20 protein-coding genes are annotated in these 19,939 nt (G+C 32.9%); 5 read left to right on the top strand and 15 right to left on the bottom strand.

The features are described from left to right. The 10 genes from H6622_17565 to sppA all read right to left on the bottom strand — a co-directional run. On the bottom strand, positions 1–313 hold a 313-nt coding region (locus H6622_17565), incomplete at its 3' end, for a hypothetical protein (GenBank protein ID MCB9063338.1). 147 nt (positions 314–460) lie between these two features. Continuing rightward, positions 461–1,786 carry a PD40 domain-containing protein gene (locus H6622_17560; protein ID MCB9063337.1) on the bottom strand — a complete coding sequence of 442 codons (1,326 nt, stop codon included), beginning with the start codon at positions 1,784–1,786 and terminating at the stop codon, positions 461–463. Between the two features lie 13 nt (positions 1,787–1,799). Then, the gene (locus H6622_17555; GenBank protein ID MCB9063336.1) at positions 1,800–2,570 is read right to left on the bottom strand and encodes a TonB family protein; all 771 of its coding nucleotides are present in this window, start codon (positions 2,568–2,570) and stop codon (positions 1,800–1,802) included. Next, positions 2,570–2,983 carry a biopolymer transporter ExbD gene (locus H6622_17550; protein MCB9063335.1) on the bottom strand — a complete coding sequence of 138 codons (414 nt, stop codon included), beginning with the start codon at positions 2,981–2,983 and terminating at the stop codon, positions 2,570–2,572. The genes H6622_17555 and H6622_17550 overlap by 1 nt, the downstream gene beginning before the upstream one ends. A gap of 5 nt (positions 2,984–2,988) precedes the next feature. Further along, the gene (locus H6622_17545; protein MCB9063334.1) at positions 2,989–3,687 is read right to left on the bottom strand and encodes a MotA/TolQ/ExbB proton channel family protein; all 699 of its coding nucleotides are present in this window, start codon (positions 3,685–3,687) and stop codon (positions 2,989–2,991) included. Positions 3,688–3,689: 2 nt separating this feature from the next. Next, on the bottom strand, positions 3,690–4,529 hold the full coding sequence (locus tag H6622_17540) for a hypothetical protein (GenBank protein MCB9063333.1): 840 nt from the start codon (positions 4,527–4,529) through the stop codon (positions 3,690–3,692). Beyond that, positions 4,526–5,413: a hypothetical protein gene (locus H6622_17535; protein ID MCB9063332.1), complete on the bottom strand. Its 888-nt coding sequence runs from the start codon at positions 5,411–5,413 to the stop codon at positions 4,526–4,528. Before H6622_17535 ends, H6622_17540 begins: the two co-directional genes overlap by 4 nt. Then, complete coding sequence (locus H6622_17530) at positions 5,413–5,832, bottom strand: SH3 domain-containing protein (GenBank protein MCB9063331.1); 420 nt, start codon at positions 5,830–5,832, stop codon at positions 5,413–5,415. The genes H6622_17535 and H6622_17530 overlap by 1 nt, the downstream gene beginning before the upstream one ends. After that, positions 5,829–7,058: a hypothetical protein gene (locus H6622_17525; GenBank protein ID MCB9063330.1), complete on the bottom strand. Its 1,230-nt coding sequence runs from the start codon at positions 7,056–7,058 to the stop codon at positions 5,829–5,831. The genes H6622_17530 and H6622_17525 overlap by 4 nt, the downstream gene beginning before the upstream one ends. Positions 7,059–7,066: 8 nt before the next feature. Continuing rightward, positions 7,067–7,999, bottom strand: a complete 933-nt coding sequence (sppA, locus tag H6622_17520; protein MCB9063329.1) for a signal peptide peptidase SppA — start codon at positions 7,997–7,999, stop codon at positions 7,067–7,069. 95 nt (positions 8,000–8,094) lie between these two features. Here sppA and H6622_17515 point away from each other — a divergent pair, with 95 nt between their 5' ends. Continuing rightward, positions 8,095–8,418, top strand: coding sequence for a hypothetical protein (locus H6622_17515; GenBank protein MCB9063328.1), 324 nt, complete (start codon positions 8,095–8,097; stop codon positions 8,416–8,418). A gap of 13 nt (positions 8,419–8,431) precedes the next feature. On the opposite strand, the gene rlmN is transcribed toward H6622_17515, so the two are convergent. After that, positions 8,432–9,496 (bottom strand): 23S rRNA (adenine(2503)-C(2))-methyltransferase RlmN, encoded by a 1,065-nt coding sequence (gene rlmN, locus H6622_17510; protein MCB9063327.1) that lies wholly within the window; start codon positions 9,494–9,496, stop codon positions 8,432–8,434. A 132-nt stretch (positions 9,497–9,628) separates the two neighbouring features. Between rlmN and H6622_17505 the strand changes: the two genes are divergently transcribed. Then, positions 9,629–11,392, top strand: coding sequence for a DEAD/DEAH box helicase (locus H6622_17505; GenBank protein MCB9063326.1), 1,764 nt, complete (start codon positions 9,629–9,631; stop codon positions 11,390–11,392). Here the strand turns inward: H6622_17505 and H6622_17500 are convergent. From H6622_17500 to H6622_17485, 4 genes are all read right to left on the bottom strand, one after another. Next, positions 11,389–12,981 carry a hypothetical protein gene (locus H6622_17500; protein MCB9063325.1) on the bottom strand — a complete coding sequence of 531 codons (1,593 nt, stop codon included), beginning with the start codon at positions 12,979–12,981 and terminating at the stop codon, positions 11,389–11,391. The genes H6622_17505 and H6622_17500 overlap by 4 nt on opposite strands. A gap of 117 nt (positions 12,982–13,098) precedes the next feature. Continuing rightward, a complete protein-coding gene (locus tag H6622_17495; protein MCB9063324.1) occupies positions 13,099–13,851 on the bottom strand; it encodes a hypothetical protein in 753 nt (250 codons plus the stop codon). A gap of 109 nt (positions 13,852–13,960) precedes the next feature. Continuing rightward, positions 13,961–14,365 carry a hypothetical protein gene (locus H6622_17490; protein ID MCB9063323.1) on the bottom strand — a complete coding sequence of 135 codons (405 nt, stop codon included), beginning with the start codon at positions 14,363–14,365 and terminating at the stop codon, positions 13,961–13,963. Between the two features lie 7 nt (positions 14,366–14,372). Next, positions 14,373–16,088, bottom strand: coding sequence for a hypothetical protein (locus H6622_17485; protein ID MCB9063322.1), 1,716 nt, complete (start codon positions 16,086–16,088; stop codon positions 14,373–14,375). Between the two features lie 166 nt (positions 16,089–16,254). Here H6622_17485 and H6622_17480 point away from each other — a divergent pair, with 166 nt between their 5' ends. From H6622_17480 to H6622_17470, 3 genes are read left to right on the top strand one after another with little or no spacing between them, the layout of a single operon-like run. Beyond that, positions 16,255–17,400, top strand: a complete 1,146-nt coding sequence (locus tag H6622_17480) for an acyl-CoA dehydrogenase family protein (protein ID MCB9063321.1) — start codon at positions 16,255–16,257, stop codon at positions 17,398–17,400. After that, positions 17,400–18,530 carry an acyl-CoA dehydrogenase family protein gene (locus H6622_17475; protein MCB9063320.1) on the top strand — a complete coding sequence of 377 codons (1,131 nt, stop codon included), beginning with the start codon at positions 17,400–17,402 and terminating at the stop codon, positions 18,528–18,530. The genes H6622_17480 and H6622_17475 overlap by 1 nt, the downstream gene beginning before the upstream one ends. Positions 18,531–18,538: 8 nt before the next feature. Then, a complete protein-coding gene (locus tag H6622_17470) occupies positions 18,539–19,798 on the top strand; it encodes a hypothetical protein (protein MCB9063319.1) in 1,260 nt (419 codons plus the stop codon). Positions 19,799–19,939: the final 141 nt, after the last annotated feature.

Genomic DNA, 19,939 nt, shown 5'->3' with positions numbered 1-19,939 from the left:
TAATATGTTTCTTGTGGTAATAATTTCTGAGCCTTTCTTTAACTCTACTGTCTTGAGATCTTCTTAAATGAGTTTGTTCAAGGAGCTGAAACCAACTCGCAATTTTATATGAGGGTTTTTGTTTAAACTGAGAATTGTCCACTTTAAAGTGCTTCATGGTTGTTTCAATTGACTGATTGGTATGAAGCTTAGAATTTTTCTTATGAAAAAATTCTCCTACTTTAAGCATCCCCATAACACTGTCTTTACAGATATCTGCCTGTAAAGAGCCGATCACAAAAAATGAAAGTAATGTGTAAACTGAAAAATTCATCAAAATACTTTAAATCACAAAGACAACTTACAGAAGACACGAAGTAAAAAATACAGACTAATGTTAAATGATGAAGGAGTTACGATATTTATTGTAGCTACGTAACTACTTGGCCACAATTTTAATAATTAAGTATATTGTGAGTCTTCATTTCGACCAACGAGGAGTGATACAGTTTCCAAAGTTGTGAGTTAATTTTTTTATGACTTCACCTTCTCTATCAATAATCCATATATCAGTTTCTGCCTTGTCTTGAGACAAAACTCTTTGAGATGAAAAGGCGATAAATTCATTATCGGGAGAAAAAGTGGGATCTTCATTGGAGCCAAAATCTTTGGTAAGTCTCACTGAATTATTTCCATTTCTATCGATGCGAAAAAGATCAAATCTATTATCTAACCAGGAAGAATAGACAATTTCTAGACCATCCCTGCTAAACCTTGGTGTTCCATTAAATTTCCCATTGTAGCCAATTCTTTTTACACTCGTTTCGGTTCCTCTTGGGTCGAGAGTGTAAATCATGGCCTTGCCTGATCTCCCTGATAAAAAGGCCATCAGCTGGCCACCTTTGGCCAGGGAAGGGTCAACGTCAATAGCATAATGATTTGTAATTTTTCTAATAGCTCTACTTTGTAGATTCATTTCATAAATTTCTGCATTTCCGGTATGTGTGAGTGTAAGTATTATGTCCCTTCCATTTGGCTCAAAAATTGCCCCGGAGTTCAGACCTTTTCGATTTGAAACCATACTATGTTTCATAGTATTAAGATCTTTTGTATAAAGCCAAGTATGTCTCTGTCTTCTGTTATCAAATGAGTAGAGAGTATAAATAACTTTATCATTTTGAAAAGAAACGTCGGGACTGACAACAATTGAATTATGAAAAGTTATTCTTTTTTTATTTTCTCCATCAAAGTCCATTTGATAGAGTTCTTTTATGACTTCACCTTTGATTGAGTGTTTATCAGTGACAAAATATAATTTGGAGTTAAAAATAGATTTTTTACCGGTAATTTTTTCGTATATTTTAGAACTAAACTCATGAGCGATTTGCCGAATATCCATACTTAGAGAATTATTTAAATCTAAATCATAAGAGTTATTTGTAACATTAAAAAGTTTCACATTGACAGATTTTAGAGCATTATCAGCTAAAAATTGAAGGACGTATTTTACGCCTGTTTCATTAAATTGACTTTTATTCGTAAGATCTCCTTGGGCCGCAATAAATTCATCTTGATATCCAATCAAACGAAAATATTTCCGATAAAAAAATAAATCATCCTTAACTATTTCAGAAATCTTTTCAAATACGGCCGCTTGTGACTTTGAGACAGAATCAGGAACTTGAGGTTTTGAAAAATATATCTTGTCCTTTTCTAGTTCTGCTTCTCCAATGGCCACGACGACACTTTCTTGTGCACAAATTCTTGCACAGAAAAAAAAGGTGGTTAGCAATATAAATATTTTCATTTGAACTCCTCATTTATAGTGGAAAACCTAAAATAATTTTTCCTTCTGAAGCATATTTTTGAATAGACTCTTCTGGAATAGGAAATTCACCAGCATCCTTGATGGCCTTCAGGGCCCTTTGATCATAATCTGTGTTGCCACTTGACTCGACAAGAATCATATTGAGTAGTCTACCAGATTTTGAAATAAATATTTTAATCCTACATTGAAGGTCTTGTTCTTTTAAGTAGCGCGGTAAATTCCAATTTGTTCTGACTAAGTCTTTAACACTTAATGAATACACCCCTAGTGCTGATATTTCAGCAGCACTTTCTCTGGCAGAAGTTAATCCACCTTGATTGAGTTTATTTCCTTTCATAATGATATTTTTTAAATCTTTGCGATACTTTTCAGTGGGAATATTATTTGAATTATTTTCGACTTTTTTAGCTTGCTTGACTTCCTTTTTTCCTAGATCTTTAAGTAGATTCAAAAAACTTTTTTGTTTCTTCTCTTTTTCTTTAAGAAAATCAGTATCATCGGGTACATTGTTATCAATTGGTTCCTTAGTTTTTTGAGGTGAATTTTCCACTTGTTGTATTGATTGTTGGATTTCTTGAATGGTTAATTCGGGCATGGCGACCACATCGACTTTCATTGAAGCTTGGATTAATTTTATATTTTCATTCTGAATAGAATATTTTTCATGTACGACAAATAAAATGATGCTGGCAATAAGTGCATGTGCAATTAATGATTTTGATATAGAAAGTAAATCTGTTGGATTGTTTTTTAATTGGAACATTAATTCTTGTCTGTCTCGGTTATCAGTGAAATCTCATTAATACCACCGGCCTTAAGATGAGACATAAGTTTGGCAACTTTTCCATAGCTAATATTGGAATCCGCTCTTAAGAAAAGTATATTAGTTCCTCCTGATTTAAAACGTTCCTTAATCGTGTCTACGACATCTTTATAAGCGATAGGTTTCGTTCCAAGGTATAATTTATTAAGTTCAGAAAGTGACAATACGATTTGTTCTCTATTGATATTCATTTTATTCACTTCTGTGGTTTTTGGTAGTTTCAATTCTATTCCATTGTAAAGCAGTGGAGCAGTTACCATGAATATGACGAGTAATACGAGCATTACATCAACGAGTGGAGTTACATTAATATCTGAAATTTGTCCTTTTCCACCTTTAGATGACATTCCCATAATTATTACCTGCTGAGTTCGAGTCTTTTAACTCTATTAAGTATTTCTTGTTGAAAACTCTCCATGAGAACATTCAATCTTGAATTTTTATTACTAAAGTGGTTATAGGCATAAACAGCAGGAATTGCGGCGGCAAGTCCAACTGCAGTTGCAACGAGTGCCTCTGCGATACCTGGGGCGACAGCATCAATGGAACCTCCACCTTGTCCGAGGCCTGTGAAGGAGTTTATAATGCCCCAGACAGTTCCAAATAGCCCGATAAAAGGTGCGACAGAACCAATACTGGCCAATTGTGAAAGACCTTGATCTAGAAATAGATTTGACTTGTTCATACCTTGTCCAATTGCCCTTTCTAGTGGTCTATCACCAATTTCTCGTAGAAGATGAATGTTTTTAACCATGTTTTCTTCACTAGGTCGACAGCCGATCATTTTTTCAATTTCTAATGAAACAGATGCCATCATTTCTTTATAGGGGCAAAAAGTTAGATTTTCAGTTTTAAAAACGATTTCATCAAACGACTGTGCATTACCAAAGGTATCCATAAATGTATTGTTATTGGCCTCAACAAGTTTTAATTGTCTTTTTTTTCTAAAAATAATGGCCCAAGAATAAATGGACGAGAGTGCCAACAATAGAAGAACTCCTTTAACAACAGGTCCACCATGTAATAAAATTTGGATTATATCCATTTTTTCCGACATATTTATATTCCTTTACTTACGTTAGTTCTTTTTACAAAATTAAAATCAAAACTGTATTTTGATAAATAAATATACAACAAAATAGAACTTGGAATAACTATTTGATGTATAGTAGTCATTTTATTCAGTCCTTTCAACAATGTAAAATCATCTTGGGCCAGAGGGTTTATTCCAAAGATAAATCGACTCACACACATTCCCAAAACAATAATAACAATAACATTTAAGAGTGAATATTTATTATGTGATAAAAACTCTAAAAGTATGAAATACATTAGAAAAAAATATAAACTTAATGAATTTTCTCCTTGCAAAAAGGACTTATTGAATATGAAAAAAATAGTTAGAAAAATAATATTACGACTTAATACTGAAATTTTTGAATTTAAAGGGTAAAATTTTTGAATAAAACATATGGCCATTAAGTCTGTTATATAAAATACAAATAACCCAACAAATGATTCAACTATCTCTATGGTCCCAGGTAGATTTCCAAGTCCAATCTTTTCGACGAGAACATTATATAAATAGAGAGGGATAAACAATGAAACGACAATTGAGTTTTTATTAATTTCTCCAAGATTTCTTAATAACATAGTTTTAAAAGGATTTGGGAAACTAACTTTAACTGGCAATGTTCTTGAGATGACAAAAATTCCAATCATTTTACATATCACAATTAATTGCCATGCATAATCGAGGATCCAATCTTCTATTGTCTTAAGGTTATGATCGAGTTGAAAATGAAAAAAAGCACATATTGAAATCGAGCCAACAAAACCAAGCCAGTTTATAAAACTAAAGATTAAATAAAGAACTGATTGCCATAGGAGATTATTCATATGTTTTTTTGTGCGGGTTTAAGCCAATTGAGTTGTAATTCAGGCGAAGGATAAATTTTTGTGTATTCGTTAAACAAGACATTTGTTTTTACAAGATCATCTATTTTTTCAATGAGTTTTAGATAACTCCCCCAGACTGTGAGGTCATTTTTAAGAATGCTGTCCATTTTTTTTGTGATGTAGAACTGTTGTTTAAAAGAAAAGCCTTCTTTAAAAACAAATTCGTCATATTTTTTGAGTGCTTCTAAGTAAACTTTCTTATTAAAATCTGCTTTATAGAAATTTTTCCCAATCACTTCTTTTAACTCTTTACTCATTATAAAATCATAAAAATAATTGGCCTGAGATCTGTAAAAATCTTCCATAAGGATGAGAGATATTTCGGCCCGGGAGAGATCTAAAGAGCGCATAAATTGTGAAGATATTAAAAAAGTATAATATTCTCCATCAAAGGGTAGAGAAAAATGGCTTACTTTGGAATTTTTAATAATCATTATCCGAAATTTTGTACCAAGATGGCCCATTTTTTCAAGAAATTCTTTAAAGGAAGTATCGAGTCCGTAATCTGGTTTTTTAAAATTCCAACCCAATTCAGCTGCAGATTTCACTAACCAATATTCATTAAGAATTTTAAGTGTTTCTGATTCAGTTGGATAATTATATTTGGACTTTATAAATTTCTCTTTTGCGTTTTGCTTTTCAACTTGAACGGCCTTTTTCTTTTTCATTACTTCATCTAATTGGTCTGCTTTTAAAATCTCTTTAATATTTGAATAATCAAGAAAGTCTTTTTCAACTGTTTCAGATTTTTTTTCGATATTTGTATTTGCTAATGAAAAATTAAGAAAATTCCCAATAGTGATAAAGGTTATAAGTAGCTTCATTATTTATCCTTTGAAGCGCCTTCGATAAAGAGGTCATTTAATTGCGCCCAATAGAAAGTTTCAGTGATACTAAAATCAAAATTTCTAAAAAAATTAGGATATTTATCTTGCAGACATTCCGGTTTTTTGTCGGAGAGGTATTTTTCTTGCAGAAATCCTTCATATGGGCCAGTTTTCACCTTCACCCAATTTGCAGAAAACTTTTTTTGGACTTGACCAGAATTCATTTGAAAACCTTGCATAACAACTGGATGGCCACAGGAAAAGCTAGTCACAATTGAAGCATAGGTATCTGGATTTTCCTTAATATTTCCGTAAACCCCGTTAAAATAGAAAGTACCAAGTTCAATTTTTTTCAGAGCAAAAGATTGGAAACTTGAGGCCAGTAAAATGAGAAAGCACGTTAATTTAAGTTTCATATTTTCCACCTGAATTGGATTGTTTCCCAAGTATGGCATTGAGGACATCGCCAAAAAATATTGTCCGATTCGTATCCACATTGTGAGCAAAAATGTCTGGCCAAGGAATTACTAAGTCCTTTTAGAAGTTTTTGGGTTTGTTCTAGTGCTTGTTCTTTTTTTCCCATCTCAATAAGTAGTTTGATATATTCTGCAACGATTGCATCTTCGGTAGGACCTATTTCTTTTATCCAAGAATCAAGGATTGCAAATGCTTCTTCAGTTCTATTAAAATTTTTGAGAAGTCTAACTTTACTCAGAGCAACAGAGGTAGACTTTGTGACTTCTGAGTCCCCCAATTTCAAGAAAAAATCTCTTAGAAGTTCAAGTCTTGATTTGTAATCTGTAGAGATTTTTTCATCGGCCTTAAAAGGTTCTTCTAGAGAGACGAAAACAAATGAAGTGTACATTGGAAATTCGTTGATGATTTCAACCAGATAATTTTGTGCATCTTCAATTTTACCTGAGACGAGGAAGAGTTTTAATTTTAAAATTTTAGCTGTCACAGAAGGAGCAAATCTAAAGGCCTCTTCGAGTTCTTCATCACATTTTCTAAAATGTCCCTCATTAAATAATTCTTTTGCTTTTTCTACTAGAATATGTGAAATCGTTTCAGACTGAGAATCATGTGAGACTTTTGAGAGCATTTGTCTATAATTATAGGCCTCGTCCCAATCTCCAATATCTTCATAAATTCGACATAGGGATTTGATGACATCAGGTTGGTCCCTATTGATTTTTAAAACGTCTCTATAAGTACTGATGGCCTTATCAAGAAAGCCACCTTTATCAAAATCAATGGCCAATTCTTTAAGGGATCTTAGTCTTGTGGTTTCTGAAATATTTTCTCTGGCGATAAGTGATCTATGTATGCTTATCGCTTTGTCAATTTCGCCATTACTACGAAACAGTCCTCCTAGAGCAAAATAAGTTTCGAGAGTTTCTCTATTTATGTCTACGGCATTCAGAAATTCCTTAATGGCCAGATCTTTATTTCCCGAAATCAAATACTGAGAAGCATTAAGAAAGATTTTTGATTGGGCCTCAAAAATTGAATTTCTGTACTTCTTTGAAAGTTGAGTTCCTTTATCTTTTTCAATGACATAGTGTCTGATAAGTACAATGGTAAAGATAATAAGAACAATTGCTAGAAGATTATCTTGTAAGAGATTAATGTATTCAGTCACTTCACCACCTAGAGAGAAAACATTGGAACTGGTGTTTCTCCTGTCATTGCTTTCAAGTTAAAAGACTTTATAGCACTTTCTAATGAATCAAGAACCTCTAAAAAGTTAGATTTCTTCTTCTTTTTGATATAGCGAAGGCCAAACTCTTTTTCTAGTTTAAGTTCTTTATGAATGAGTCGGCCTGCTTGCCAGAGTCCAGCAAGTTCGTCAACCAGTCCCAATTTCAAAGCTTCTTCTCCGGAGAATACTTGTCCTTGGGCATGTTCACCAATATCTCCTTTGATTTTGTCTTTTCTTTTTTTCAAGATATCTTTAATGAATTGTTTATGAACCATTTTAACCATACCACCCATGAGATCTCTTTCTTCTTGAGTCATATCTCTATCTGGATTTCCAATATCCTTATATCTTCCGGCCTTAATGGTTTCTTGAGAAACCTTGGCATAGTCAAAGAGTTTGGAAAGATTCATAAATTGCATAATAACACCAATGGAGCCTGTTAAAGTGCCTGCATTAGAATATATCTTTCGTGCGGCGGCCGCAATATAATAACCACCAGAGGCCGCAACTGATCCAAAGCTAGCATATACTGGTTTAATTTTATCAATGCGTTCAATTTCTTCATAGATTTCTTGAGATGGCCCTACTGCTCCACCAGGAGAATTTATCCTAACAATAATGGCCTTAATATCATCATCTTGTTCGGCCTGAATGAGTAGTTCAATGATTTCCTTTCCAGACATGATAGCGCCAGTTATTTCAACAACACCAATTTCTGCATCTTTGGAGTCAAAATTTGATTTTTTACTAAAGGCAGAAAAATCAGAAGATGAGCTATCAAACATTTTCATCGTATACAAAGCAAAGGTCATTAAAATCATAAAGAAAACAAAAACGAGAAAAAATACACCGATAACGGCCTTACTATTTGACTTATTCACTCAAGAACTCCTTTCGTAAGTCTAACAGAATTTATATCTCTCATTTTTTCCTTTATTTCACCGATAGGCAAATGGAAGAAAACTTGGAGACCAACATGAGAATTCTAACACAATTTGGACTAATCCTCACCATCACTTTGACATTTAAAACAGGATTTTTATATGCAGGAAAATTTGATTATACATTGCCCAAAGTAGACCACTCAAGTATAGAGAAAACTTCTCAAGCTGCAAATCCTATCGAGGAAAAAATGGAAGAGGAAAAGACACTCTATAGAATTGGTAATGAGCAAGATAAAAGATCCTTGGCATCGCAAAAAGAATCTCCGCAAAGAAATCCATCATCACAAGAAGAAGAAGGTCTTCAAAAAATGCATGTTGAAACAATGGAGTTCGATGATGCCGATCCTACTCCATAAGAAACTACACAACTCATTCCCAAAGGTTTAATTTTCCTTTTTCCTGTTCAGACTTCAATTGACCGCACGCAGCAAGTATGTCTGCTCCTTTTGTAGTCCTAATAGTGCAGACGATATCATTATCTAAAAGTTGTTTTTGAAACCACATAATTTGCTTATCACTTGGTTTTTTGAAGTGAGATTCAGGGTATTCATTAAAAGGAATGAGGTTGATTTTTGATTTTCTTTTATCAAGCAAGGAAAGTAGTCCTTGAATGTCTTTCATTTGATCATTCAAATCTCTGATCAATATATATTCGTATGTAATTCTTCTATAGGCCTTCAACGGTATTGATTTCAAAGCTTCAAAAAGTCTTTTGAGATCGTACACCTTATTTATGGGCATGAGCTCTGTTCTCACATCATCATGAGCAGCATGAAGAGATATGGCCAGATTTACCGGAGGGAAGTTTGCTAATTTAATAATTTGAGGAACAAGGCCAGAAGTAGATAAAGTAATACGTCTTTGTCCAAAACCTAGTCCCAAATCATTGAGAAATATTTCAGTAGCGCTTTTTACATTCTCATAATTATGCAAAGGCTCACCTTGCCCCATATAGACCATATTTGTGTATTGTATTTTTGTATCGATATTATCTCTCATCCATTTTTCTGTCGCCAGAAGTTGGCCTACGATTTCATCAGTAGAGAGATGTCTTTTTAATCCCATGGTGCCTGTATGACAAAATGTACAACCAATTGCACAACCAACTTGAGAAGAAAGACAAAGAGTGAGTCTATCCTTTGCAGGAATTGCAACAGCTTCTACACTCTGTCCATCTTTCATTCCTACCAAAAACTTTCTCGTTCCATCTTTGCTTTCTCCTTGCCAAACAATTTTGGGTAGAGATAAGTCCATTTTTTCAGAAATGAATTCTTTTAGAGTTTTTGAAATATTTGTCCAAAGCTCTGGATTGTATACTCTTCTTTTATAAACCCAACCAAAGAGTTGGTTTGCTGAAAATGCTTTAAAACCATTTTGAACAAACAGCTCACGTAAGTCATCAAGATTTAATGAATAGAAAGATATTTTTTCCATAAGAGTGTTTCTACAAAATTTTAAGCTTGGTGACAATGAGGTGTGTGAATTCTACTGAGGACTTATTCGTTTTAAACATATTCTCTTTACTTGACTAATGACAAACTCCAACTCTCTGAATACAATCATTGAATGTATACCTTAAGACCTTATCAGAAAGAAGCAGTCAAAAAATCTATTGAACATTTTAAACAAAATAAATGTCCTGCAGTAATTGTTCTTCCAACAGGAGCAGGAAAAAGTTTAGTAATTGCAGAACTGGCAAAGATTGCCAAAGGTAGAGTTTTGGTTCTGGCCCATGTTAAAGAGTTGGTTGAACAAAATCATGCCAAATATATAAGTTATAATCTTGAAGCTGGGCTGTATTGCGCTTCTTTGAACAAGAAAGATTTTTCACAAAAAGTTATTTTTGGAAGTATACAATCGGTTGCCAGAGCAGAGGATACTTTTTTTAATAACTTTAGTATCCTTATTATAGATGAGTGTCATCGAGTTGGAGATGAGAAAGAGTCACAATATTTAAAGGCCATTGAAAAACTTTACGCGAAAAATCCAAATTTCTGCATTCTAGGTTTAACTGCAACTCCCTATAGGTTAGGGATGGGACATATTTACAATATAAACGCTCATGGAGGTTATCAATCAGATGAGGAACGTTTTTTTAAAAAATGTATTTATGAATTACCTTTAGAATATATGGTTAGAAATAAGTTTTTAACTCCTCCTGTCAAGGTTGATATTCCTGTGACTTCATATGATTTTTCTGAACTCACAGTCAACAACAAGATGTATCGAGAATCTGAATTAAACGATCTCTTAAACCAGCAGCGTAGACTTACACCACTGATTATTAAAAATATAATAGATATAACTGAGGCCTATGACAGAAAAGGGGTCATGATTTTTAGCTCTACAATTAAACATGCAACTGAAATTCTTGGTTATCTCCCCCAAGGGCAAGCAAGATTAGTCATTGGAGAAACTGATAATTCTGAACGTGATGAAATTATAAAAGATTTTAAAAAGAGAAAATTTAAGTATCTGGTGAACGTCTCGGTTTTAACAACGGGTTTCGATGCCCCCCATGTAGACGTGATAGCTATTATGCGTCCAACAGAGTCAGTCAGTCTCTATCAACAAATTATTGGCCGGGGTCTTAGACTCAGTGAGGGTAAGGCCGATTGCTTTATTTTAGATTATACGGGAATGGATTTAGATATATATGGGCCTGAAATAAATGAAAAGAAACCGAGTAAAGAATCTGTTGCAGTATGTATTGAATGCCCAAAATGTCAATTTATGAATTCATTTTGGGGACTAACGACTGATGATGGTGAAGTTATTGAACATTTCGGTAGAAAATGTAAAGGGGCAATTTTAGATCCTAAAACCTTGTTGTATGTTCCCTGTGGACATTTGTTTCGTTTTAAAATTTGTCCACAATGTACTTTTGAAAATGATATCACTGCTAGAGAATGTAAACACTGTCGGGCCATTTTAATCGATGCTGACTCAAAATTAAAACAAGCAAAACTATCAAAGAATGCTCATATCTTAAAACCTGATTCAATAGAAATTAAAGAAGGCCTAGATAAAAATGGCAACAATTATTTAGAAGTAAAATACTTTGATTTTGATTCTAAATACCTTAGTGAAAGGCATTATTTCAGCAGTCAAATAGGACTTAAAAAGTTTAAAATAAATTTTTTGAGATCCCACCTACGTAGGCCAGAATACTCGGAGTTGTTAAATACTCCCAAAGAAGTTGTAAAATATCAAAAAATATTAAGAATGCCTGCTTATGTCATTGCGAGAAAACATAATAAAAAATACTGGAAAATAACTGAAAAAATATTTTCAGAAGAACTCTCTTCCAGATATGATCTCTCCTATTAGCGATTTACTCTTCTGGCCTTTGAAATAGAAACTCTCAGAAGTTTTTTAAAATATTCAATCATTTGTTTATTCAAATTTTGAGAAAGTCCAGATTGATCTTTAACATAGTTGTTAACATTGTTTAAAATCTCTTCAATTCTATTTGAGGCCAGTTCAACATTCATTTTACCTGTTAAAATGAATGGTTTTTGTAACCACTCAAAAAGGGCCGTCCTTTCTAAAGGTGAAAGCCAATATGGATCTGTTAACAATTCAAAATGAGATCCCAAATTATTATTTATAGATTCAATAATAATATTGTCACCATCTGGGCCTCTATCACCCCAATAGTGATTTTGATCTCTCAAGTTTATAAGTGCAAACATAAGATCTATATCGGATATTTCATCTACATGGGAGAAAAAATGATGCATCAAAGATATTCTAAATCTTGGTATGCTAATATAGCTATTAACCCATTGCAAATATAATGATGTCGTTTCCTGAGATTTAAATAAATTTAAACCAATTTTCTGTGCATGCAATAAAAAGAAATACTCTAATAGTTTAATTTTTTCATCAGGAGAGATGTCCTGGAAATTAATAATGCTCGCTACAAGAGTATAAGATTCGAAAAAATCCAAATTTTCATTCTCTTTGATAGTCAAAAGTTCATATGCTTTATGTAAAGACATCAAGATTTGATTAAAGTTCAAATCTTTATCATCGAAAAATTTAAATGTTTGGAATTTTTTCAGACTGATTTCTGAATTCAGGACTTCAATCGTTTCTTGTCCCATAATTTCTAATAAGATTATTTTAAAATCTTGAAACGTGATTGATTGTTTTTCTTCAAAAAAATCTGCAAAAATATTTTGAGATAATTGTTCTTGAGATATCAAAGACTGTAAAAGTCTCCTTTTCAATAGAGTACCTGGAAAATAAACTTTTTGAGAGAGCCTATTTAGAAAATAATAATTTAAAGCTTGAACCTTATTTTCAGTAATACTTGCATTGTTTTTATTATATGTAATCGACTTAATTAATAGGGCCATTTCTAAAAATTCTTCAACTGATAAATTTTCATCTAATTTTTGAATAACTTGATCTAAAACAATAATTTCATAGTAAAGTTTTACCCTATTATTTTTAATTTCGCTTTCACTCAAACCAAAATATTTTCTTTCATTTAATATTTTGAATTTATCTTTTATTTGTAAAATTAAAGATAATGATTTTTCTTTATTCCACCAAACTTGATGACGAGGTAAAGAGGCCAGAAGATACTTTGCATTTTTATAATCAATTGAGGACATTTTTTTAGTAAAAATTCCTAATTGAGTTAATAATTCATTACCATCTGTGTGTTTATCAATAAAGCGCACAATTGACTGATTGAAACCATTTTTGTCAAAGACCGAAATAGCTTTTTGTTCAGTTTTTTTCCTCTGATAACTATCTAACTCGATAATCTCTGATTTATCCGGGCGAGCAAAGAGATTTTGGCATTTTTTATGATTGACAAGCTTAACAACTCGACCTTGTTTATCCTGAGAAAAGACCAGGCCAGAATAGAAAATTAAAAAAAAGTAAAATAGATATAGTTTCATTTGATGTGTGTATTAAATATCCTTATAAATGTAAACAAATTACACCCTAAAATATCACTTGATGAACTTTTTATAGTTCTCTTTGATATTCAATTATTTCAGTACGTTGTACATTTTTTACAAATCTATCAGCAAACTATTGATCCAATGCTCAAGCTTTAACTCAATTTCTTTACTAGTCAGAGAACGCATTTGCTTTTGAAATTCGCGGGTCAGTTTTGAGTCAGTTCTGTCTCGGTTAAAGACTGGGGTTGACGTTTCATATCTATCACTTCTCCCAATCGAAGTGGCGGCTTCATTTTCAATTCTATCCCTGGGGCCATGAACGATTGTAATGGTATTAAATTTGAGATTTGATACATCATGATTAATTTGTGAGGACATTTGATAAGACTGACCAGCGTGAATTAATTCTTCATAAGTTTTTACAACATATCCTTTGAGTTCTGACTTCACCATTAAGGATGTATCTTTTCCATCTATTAATTTTCGTTTCGTAATATATTTTGAATAAATCCCATTTGAATCAACAATGAATTCATAGATATGATTGGCCAGTTTACCTTTTAGGATAAACGAATTTAAGTACCAGTCATGTGCATGGGCCGGAAATTCTTCATGTTTCTGTTTAAAATCAGTATCAACCTCTGGATAAAAATGAATTCTAAATTTCAGACCTTTATAATCAAAATTCATATAAACTAGGCCTAGAGGATGTCGTTTTATCTGCTGTGAATCCTCTACAGACTTCAATATTTCTTTAAGAGCAGAGCTTTTGCCTAATAAAGCTTCGCATTTGTGTTCATATACTGCTGAATACAGTTCTGAAATGCAAAAGATTAAATAAAGATGAAAAAAAAATAATTTCATCGAATCTTACTAGCAAGAAATTCTGAAGTTTTCTAGTACATTGAAAAAAGGAAATATTTTTATTCAAATAATGTCCCTAGTATAAATAAAAAGACAGGAATATTAATGTTTAAGTAAAAAGTTTATTAAAAATACCACCCCTTTTCTCAGTTCCTTCAACCCTAAAACTAGTACCAATGAGGAAAAAGTTATTCACGATACCTTCAAGAGAATGATGTTCTTCGATAAAACTATTATATTCTTCAACCATGACAAGTGAGATTGAGGTTTTATTAATGGATTTGCATATTTTAAGGCAAAAATTTTTAAGAACTTCTACATCAGGAAAAGGCCCAACAATACGAAATTTTTTGTAAGAATCGACATCTAAATCAGATACATATTTAAATTCTTCGAGCAGCAAGTCTTCCTCAACTGGCCCATTGTGCCCAAATATATAGTAAAGGTAATAATTCCCTAAATTGTTTAGAGGTCTAAAATCATAGATGCATATAAGTTTATTGAGTTCGGCCATAACACACCTATAAAAATACTCCAAAATCTAGAGATATAATACTTTTTGGTAAAAAATTTAAATCGATATGATCCTCTTGAGAGGTTACTTTTACATTTTGTTCATCAACAAGTTTCATGAGAGCAAATCCTCTCATCATGGGAATTCTAACTTTCTTTTTGTAACTGGTATCATTATATAAAGTTACCCTACGAATCTCTTGATAACTTAATTCACTTGGACCTGTTCCCCGATATTGCCAAACTTTATCAACCTGGTTTTCTTTATCAAATTGTAAATGAAGAATATCAAATGTTGAAATAAGTTTTTCCCAAAAAGTTGATAGTTTATCCTTAGGAATTTCACTACTATCAAATAGTATCAAACGTCCATCACCGAACTCAATATACTCAATATCGCAAAATAATCTGACTTTAGTTACATTGAGTTCATTTTCTAAAATGAATATTTCAATATTTTTCCGAATATCTTTACTCAAATTTTGAGTATCTATAATGATTTTACCCCCATTCATCGGGCCTCTCATAATTTTATAAAAATTCTTTTGCCTTACATCTTTTCCTAGAAAGAAATGATACGTACCAGGTCTATCCACAACGATCTCAGGGTTAAAGAGATCAATATTCATATTTCTATGGCAACATTTAAACTCTTTTTCAAAATACTCAATCAGGCCTGAATCAATCCATGACTGATCAAAATTTCCTAAATTATCTGAGTACATGTAGAAGAAATGTAAAGTTCTAAGAGCAGTTAAATCATCCTCTTCATAGGAGGCCAAACTTTCAATCTCCCCAATCATTTCTTTTTTAGAGAGATCTTCGATCTGTTTATTTAAAATACTATTAAAAACTCTATGTGAAAGAGTTGCTGAACAAACCTTTACTCCTGTTGATATTGAATAAAATATTTCCTTAGAATATCTATGCGACGAATCATTATATTCCATTCTTGTTATTGTTGAATGTGGGCCTGTTCCCATAAATGAAATATTTAGTACTCCCTCCCAATATTCGCTAAGAATCTCTTCAATCGAAGATGAATAAAGTTCAAACATCATATGATAAAAGTCTTCTTCTAATTTTTCTTTTCCTTCTTTTGTTAATTCACTTGCATTATTAACTTGTTGTTGAGTAAGAAACCTAGAAAACGAAGTCTGGTATATATTTGAGGTATCTTTAAAAAAGGAGCAAAAAACTCCTTCTTCATTAAAATACCCACTATTAAGCCCCCAAATTGAGAGATTTAATTTGTGTTTTTTCAAATATTTTGCAAGAGATCCGAGAAACTCTTTATAACCAATATAAACTTTACTCTCAAAAAAACTATACAACTTAATCAATCTATCTTGATTATCAATGCAAAAAACGTTCATACCAAGATCGTCATGAAGTAGATGATTTGCTAAGCTTGAAGGAACTCCACCATTAACTTGAAGAGGGCAAGGCCCAATTGGAAGAAGCAAAATGGGAATTTTTCCCAATTCTACGATGATATTAAACAATTTTAAAAGATCTGTTTCTGGCCTAGTTTCGCCAAATTCAGGTATTTGTGTACGATCACAATGGAAGCCCCAATTAAGTGGAATAATGACATACTTATCTTTATGAAGGGTTTCTAACTTAGTTTTCCATAATGAAGAAGAAGTTTTCCAATAAAGAAATATTCCTTCTACGCTAACAACCGTTAAATCTTCAAAATTTTCAGGTGTAGTTAAACTCAAAAATCGACTCCATTCAAAAGCTCCTAGTTAGTTTAGCAACAGCATCACCATCTATCTACAATTTTCAATAAAATAACGCCTTGCGAATGTCAGAAGATAGGCCAATTGGTATAAGAAAGTTTAGATCTTTTTTAAAGACCATTAGTAAAAAAATGATGAGGTATCTATGTGGTTTTTTTCTCCTGAAGAGAAAGAGCTAAAAAATGTTTGTGCTGAATTTGCCAAAAATGAATTAGCTCCGTTTGCTGAAAAACATGACAATGAAGAGAGTTTCAATCTCAATGCTTTTAAAAAAATGGGAGAAATAGGCGTACATGGGATAACTGCAGATCCTGAATATGGTGGTGCTGGTTTAGGAGCAACAGCTGCAAGTATTGCTATGGAAGAGTTTGGCAAGGTTTGTCCGGCCACAACCTTAAGTTATCTTGCACATAGTATGCTTTGCATAAACAATATTCAACACAATGCTTCCTCCGAACAAAAAGAACTCTATCTCCCAAAGCTTATTTCTGGAGAACATATTGGTTGTATGGGAATGAGTGAACCTGAGTTTGGTTCAGATGCATTAGGAATTCAAACCAAAGCAAAAATAGATGGGAATCAATACAAAATTAACGGTTCCAAAATGTGGATCACTAACGCACAGTTCGCCGATATTGCATATGTCTATACAAGAACAGGACAAGCAAAAAAAGATTTAACAACCTTTATTCTTGAAAAAAGTAAAGGACATTTTTCTGCTGGAAAACCAATTCATAAAATGGGAATGCGAGCTTCTCCAACAGGTGAGCTTATTTTTGATAACACTTCTGTTCCAATGGCAAATAGAGTTGGAGAAGAAGGGCATTCGACCTATCATATGATGAGAAACCTTGAGATAGAACGATTCACTATTTCAGGAATATCACTTGGTATAGCACAAGCATGTGTAGACCATTGCCTTAAATATGCAAATGAACGAAAACAATTTGGTAAATCAATTGGAAATTATCAACTTATTCAAAAAATGATTGCTGAAATGTCTACTGAAACTGATATGATGAGGTCGTTTCTCTATACTTCTACAAAAGAATATGATTTGAAAGGAACATTAGGGCCTGTCTCTGCTGCAAAGGTAAAACTGGCCCTGCCCAAGATGGCCACCAAAATTGCACTTGACGCAATTCAACTCCATGGTGGATATGGTTATAGTCGTGAATTTCCTGTTGAGAGACTCATGAGAGATAATAAACTCAATGAAATAGGAGCTGGTACAAATGAAGTCATGATTATGATAATCGCTAAAAATCTTTTAAAAGAGGCATCTAAATAATGAACGAGCTGCAAAAAACACTCATAGATCAAATAAATAAATATTGCCAGACTTCAATCCTTCCAACTCTCGAACAAGACGAGGAACAAAGTTTTTTTCGCAGTGAAGTTTACATTGGTTTTGGAGAATTAGGACTTACTGGCATACCACTTCCTTCAACATTTGGAGGATCTGAATTATCTTATTTAGATTTTTGCTATACACTTGAGACAATTGCAAAATACTCAGTTTCTTACGCAGTGACACTTTCAGTTTCCACAATGGTTGCCTCAATTATTAATCAATATGGAAATGACGATCAAAAAGAAACATATCTACCAGATTTAATTTCTGGAAAATCTATTGGGGCCTTTGCTTTAACTGAATCTGGATCTGGTTCAGATGCAGCGGCCTTACAGACCACTGCTAAAAAAACGACTGATGGGTACATTCTCAATGGTTCTAAGATGTTTATCACTTCGGCGGGTATTGCCAAAACATATATTGTAATGGCCAGAACATCAGTTGATGGATCCAAAGGAATATCAGCTTTCATTGTAAAGGAAAATACCCCTGGATTTACGATTGGAAAAAAAGAAAAGAAGATGGGTTGGAAAGTCTCCCCTACTTGTGAGCTTATTTTTCAAAATTGCTTTATTCCCGAAGAAAATCTACTCTGTAAACAAGGAGATGGACTTAAAATAGCTCTTTCGGCCCTAGTACGCGGAAGAATTACTATTGGAGCTATTGCTGTTGGGTTATCTCAAGTTGCGCTAGATAAGGCCGTCCTATATTCTCTAGAAAGAAAGCAGTTTTCACAACAGATTTTTGAATTCCAGGGTATACAGTTTATGCTTTCAGACATGGCCACAGAAACAGAGTGCTCAAGACTACTCGTTCATGAAGCGGCAAAACAGTATGATTCTGGAAATTTAAGACAGAAATTTGCGGCCATGGCCAAAGCAAAAGCGACAGATGTCTGCATGAATGTGACAACAGATGCTGTACAAATATTCGGAGGAGTGGGCTACACATCCGAGTATCCCGTAGAGAGGTTTATGAGAGATGCAAAAGTTTTACAAATTGTAGAAGGAACTAATCAAATTCAACGGGTAATCATTTCAAGAGAATTAAAAAAAGAGTATTCATAGGAATAATGATGGCGTTACAAAATCAATTCTGCAAACTTTCTGATAGTGTTACTTTCTCAAATACAACCAAAAAAAAGCTATTTGAATCACTAGATATGACGCTCAAAAATTCTAAAATTGGATTTTTTAGACTTAACGATTTTGCTCCAGATGAAGCAGAATATGTAAGACTTCTTGAACGTTTTGAAGATAAAAAGCATTTTGTTTTACTGGGGATTGGAGGATCATCTTTAGGCCCTAAAATGATTTTATCTGCACTTCCAAAGAAAAGAGATATTTCTTTTCATTTTATTGATAACGTTGACCCCGATGAATTCTATGCAACTGTTTCCGCGATTGATTTGAAAAAAACTCTTTTCTATGTTGTTTCAAAATCAGGAGACACCATTGAAACACTCTCTTGTTTGGTTATATTAAAAAATCTTCTGAATGATGCAGGTATTTCAGAATCGCAATATAAGGATTATTTTTTATTTTGTACTGAAAATAATAATGGCCAACTGAACAACCTTTCAAAAAAGTGGAATATCCAATCAATTGAAATTCCTCAAAATATTGGTGGAAGATTTTCTGTTTTAACTGCAGTAGGAATGATACCAACAATATTTGCTGGTCACTCGGTCAAGGCCTTTTTTGATGGTGCACAAGAAATCATAGATGAATTTTATACTAAACAAGAAAATTCGGATATTATTCACCAAAGTCTAATTCTCAAATATTTCTATGATAAAAAGATAAATGAAACTGTTTTGATGCCTTATAGCTCCAGGTTAAAATCTTTTTCTGATTGGTTTGTCCAACTTTGGGCCGAATCTTTAGGTAAAGAAAAAGATAGAGACAACCAAACAGTAGAAATAGGATTAACACCTATTGCGGCCGTTGGAGCATCTGATCAACATTCTCAAATGCAGCTTTTTATGGATGGCCCAAGAAACAAATATATTTTTTTCATAGGGATTGATAATTTTTCACATGATTTCTCGTTAGAAAATGATCTTGATGGTAATACCTTTGAGCTTATTTCTCCACATGGACTCTCTCATATCATTCATGCTGAACTTAGGGGAACAATGAGGGCCTTAGAACAAAAAGGGCGGCCGTTTAATTATTTAAGACCATCAGAATTAAATGAGCATAATATTGGAGCTATGATTTTATATTTTGAGACTCTTACAGCTGCAATGGGAGAAGTATTCAATATAAATGCTTTTGATCAGCCAGGAGTTGCTCTTGGGAAGAAAACAGCTGTAGAAATTCTGTTGACTTAAAATTTAATTTATTGATTTTCTCAATAATTTTTCTCTTTGTGATAAATTTTTTACAATTTTTCGCTCTTATGTTTCACTCAAATTATTAGTTTTCATCATTAAATGCTATAAATTCCGCTTATTTTTAAAAGTTTGGATTCT

The organism is Halobacteriovoraceae bacterium (assembly GCA_020635115.1).
Classification (GTDB): domain Bacteria; phylum Bdellovibrionota; class Bacteriovoracia; order Bacteriovoracales; family Bacteriovoracaceae; genus JACKAK01.
This window is presented reverse-complemented; position numbering and strand designations above follow the sequence as displayed.

Coding starts and splice junctions, on each gene's coding strand:
- H6622_17480 (MCB9063321.1), top strand. CDS start 16,255: ATGTGGTTTTTTTCTCCTGAAGAGAAAGAGCTAAAAAATGTTTGTGCT.
- H6622_17490 (MCB9063323.1), bottom strand. CDS start 14,365: ATGGCCGAACTCAATAAACTTATATGCATCTATGATTTTAGACCTCTA.
- H6622_17540 (MCB9063333.1), bottom strand. CDS start 4,529: ATGAATAATCTCCTATGGCAATCAGTTCTTTATTTAATCTTTAGTTTT.
- H6622_17500 (MCB9063325.1), bottom strand. CDS start 12,981: ATGAAACTATATCTATTTTACTTTTTTTTAATTTTCTATTCTGGCCTG.
- H6622_17550 (MCB9063335.1), bottom strand. CDS start 2,983: ATGGGAATGTCATCTAAAGGTGGAAAAGGACAAATTTCAGATATTAAT.
- rlmN (MCB9063327.1), bottom strand. CDS start 9,496: ATGGAAAAAATATCTTTCTATTCATTAAATCTTGATGACTTACGTGAG.
- H6622_17535 (MCB9063332.1), bottom strand. CDS start 5,413: ATGAAGCTACTTATAACCTTTATCACTATTGGGAATTTTCTTAATTTT.
- H6622_17495 (MCB9063324.1), bottom strand. CDS start 13,851: ATGAAATTATTTTTTTTTCATCTTTATTTAATCTTTTGCATTTCAGAA.
- H6622_17470 (MCB9063319.1), top strand. CDS start 18,539: ATGGCGTTACAAAATCAATTCTGCAAACTTTCTGATAGTGTTACTTTC.
- H6622_17530 (MCB9063331.1), bottom strand. CDS start 5,832: ATGAAACTTAAATTAACGTGCTTTCTCATTTTACTGGCCTCAAGTTTC.
- H6622_17560 (MCB9063337.1), bottom strand. CDS start 1,786: ATGAAAATATTTATATTGCTAACCACCTTTTTTTTCTGTGCAAGAATT.
- H6622_17475 (MCB9063320.1), top strand. CDS start 17,400: ATGAACGAGCTGCAAAAAACACTCATAGATCAAATAAATAAATATTGC.
- H6622_17505 (MCB9063326.1), top strand. CDS start 9,629: ATGTATACCTTAAGACCTTATCAGAAAGAAGCAGTCAAAAAATCTATT.
- H6622_17555 (MCB9063336.1), bottom strand. CDS start 2,570: ATGTTCCAATTAAAAAACAATCCAACAGATTTACTTTCTATATCAAAA.
- H6622_17545 (MCB9063334.1), bottom strand. CDS start 3,687: ATGTCGGAAAAAATGGATATAATCCAAATTTTATTACATGGTGGACCT.
- H6622_17515 (MCB9063328.1), top strand. CDS start 8,095: ATGAGAATTCTAACACAATTTGGACTAATCCTCACCATCACTTTGACA.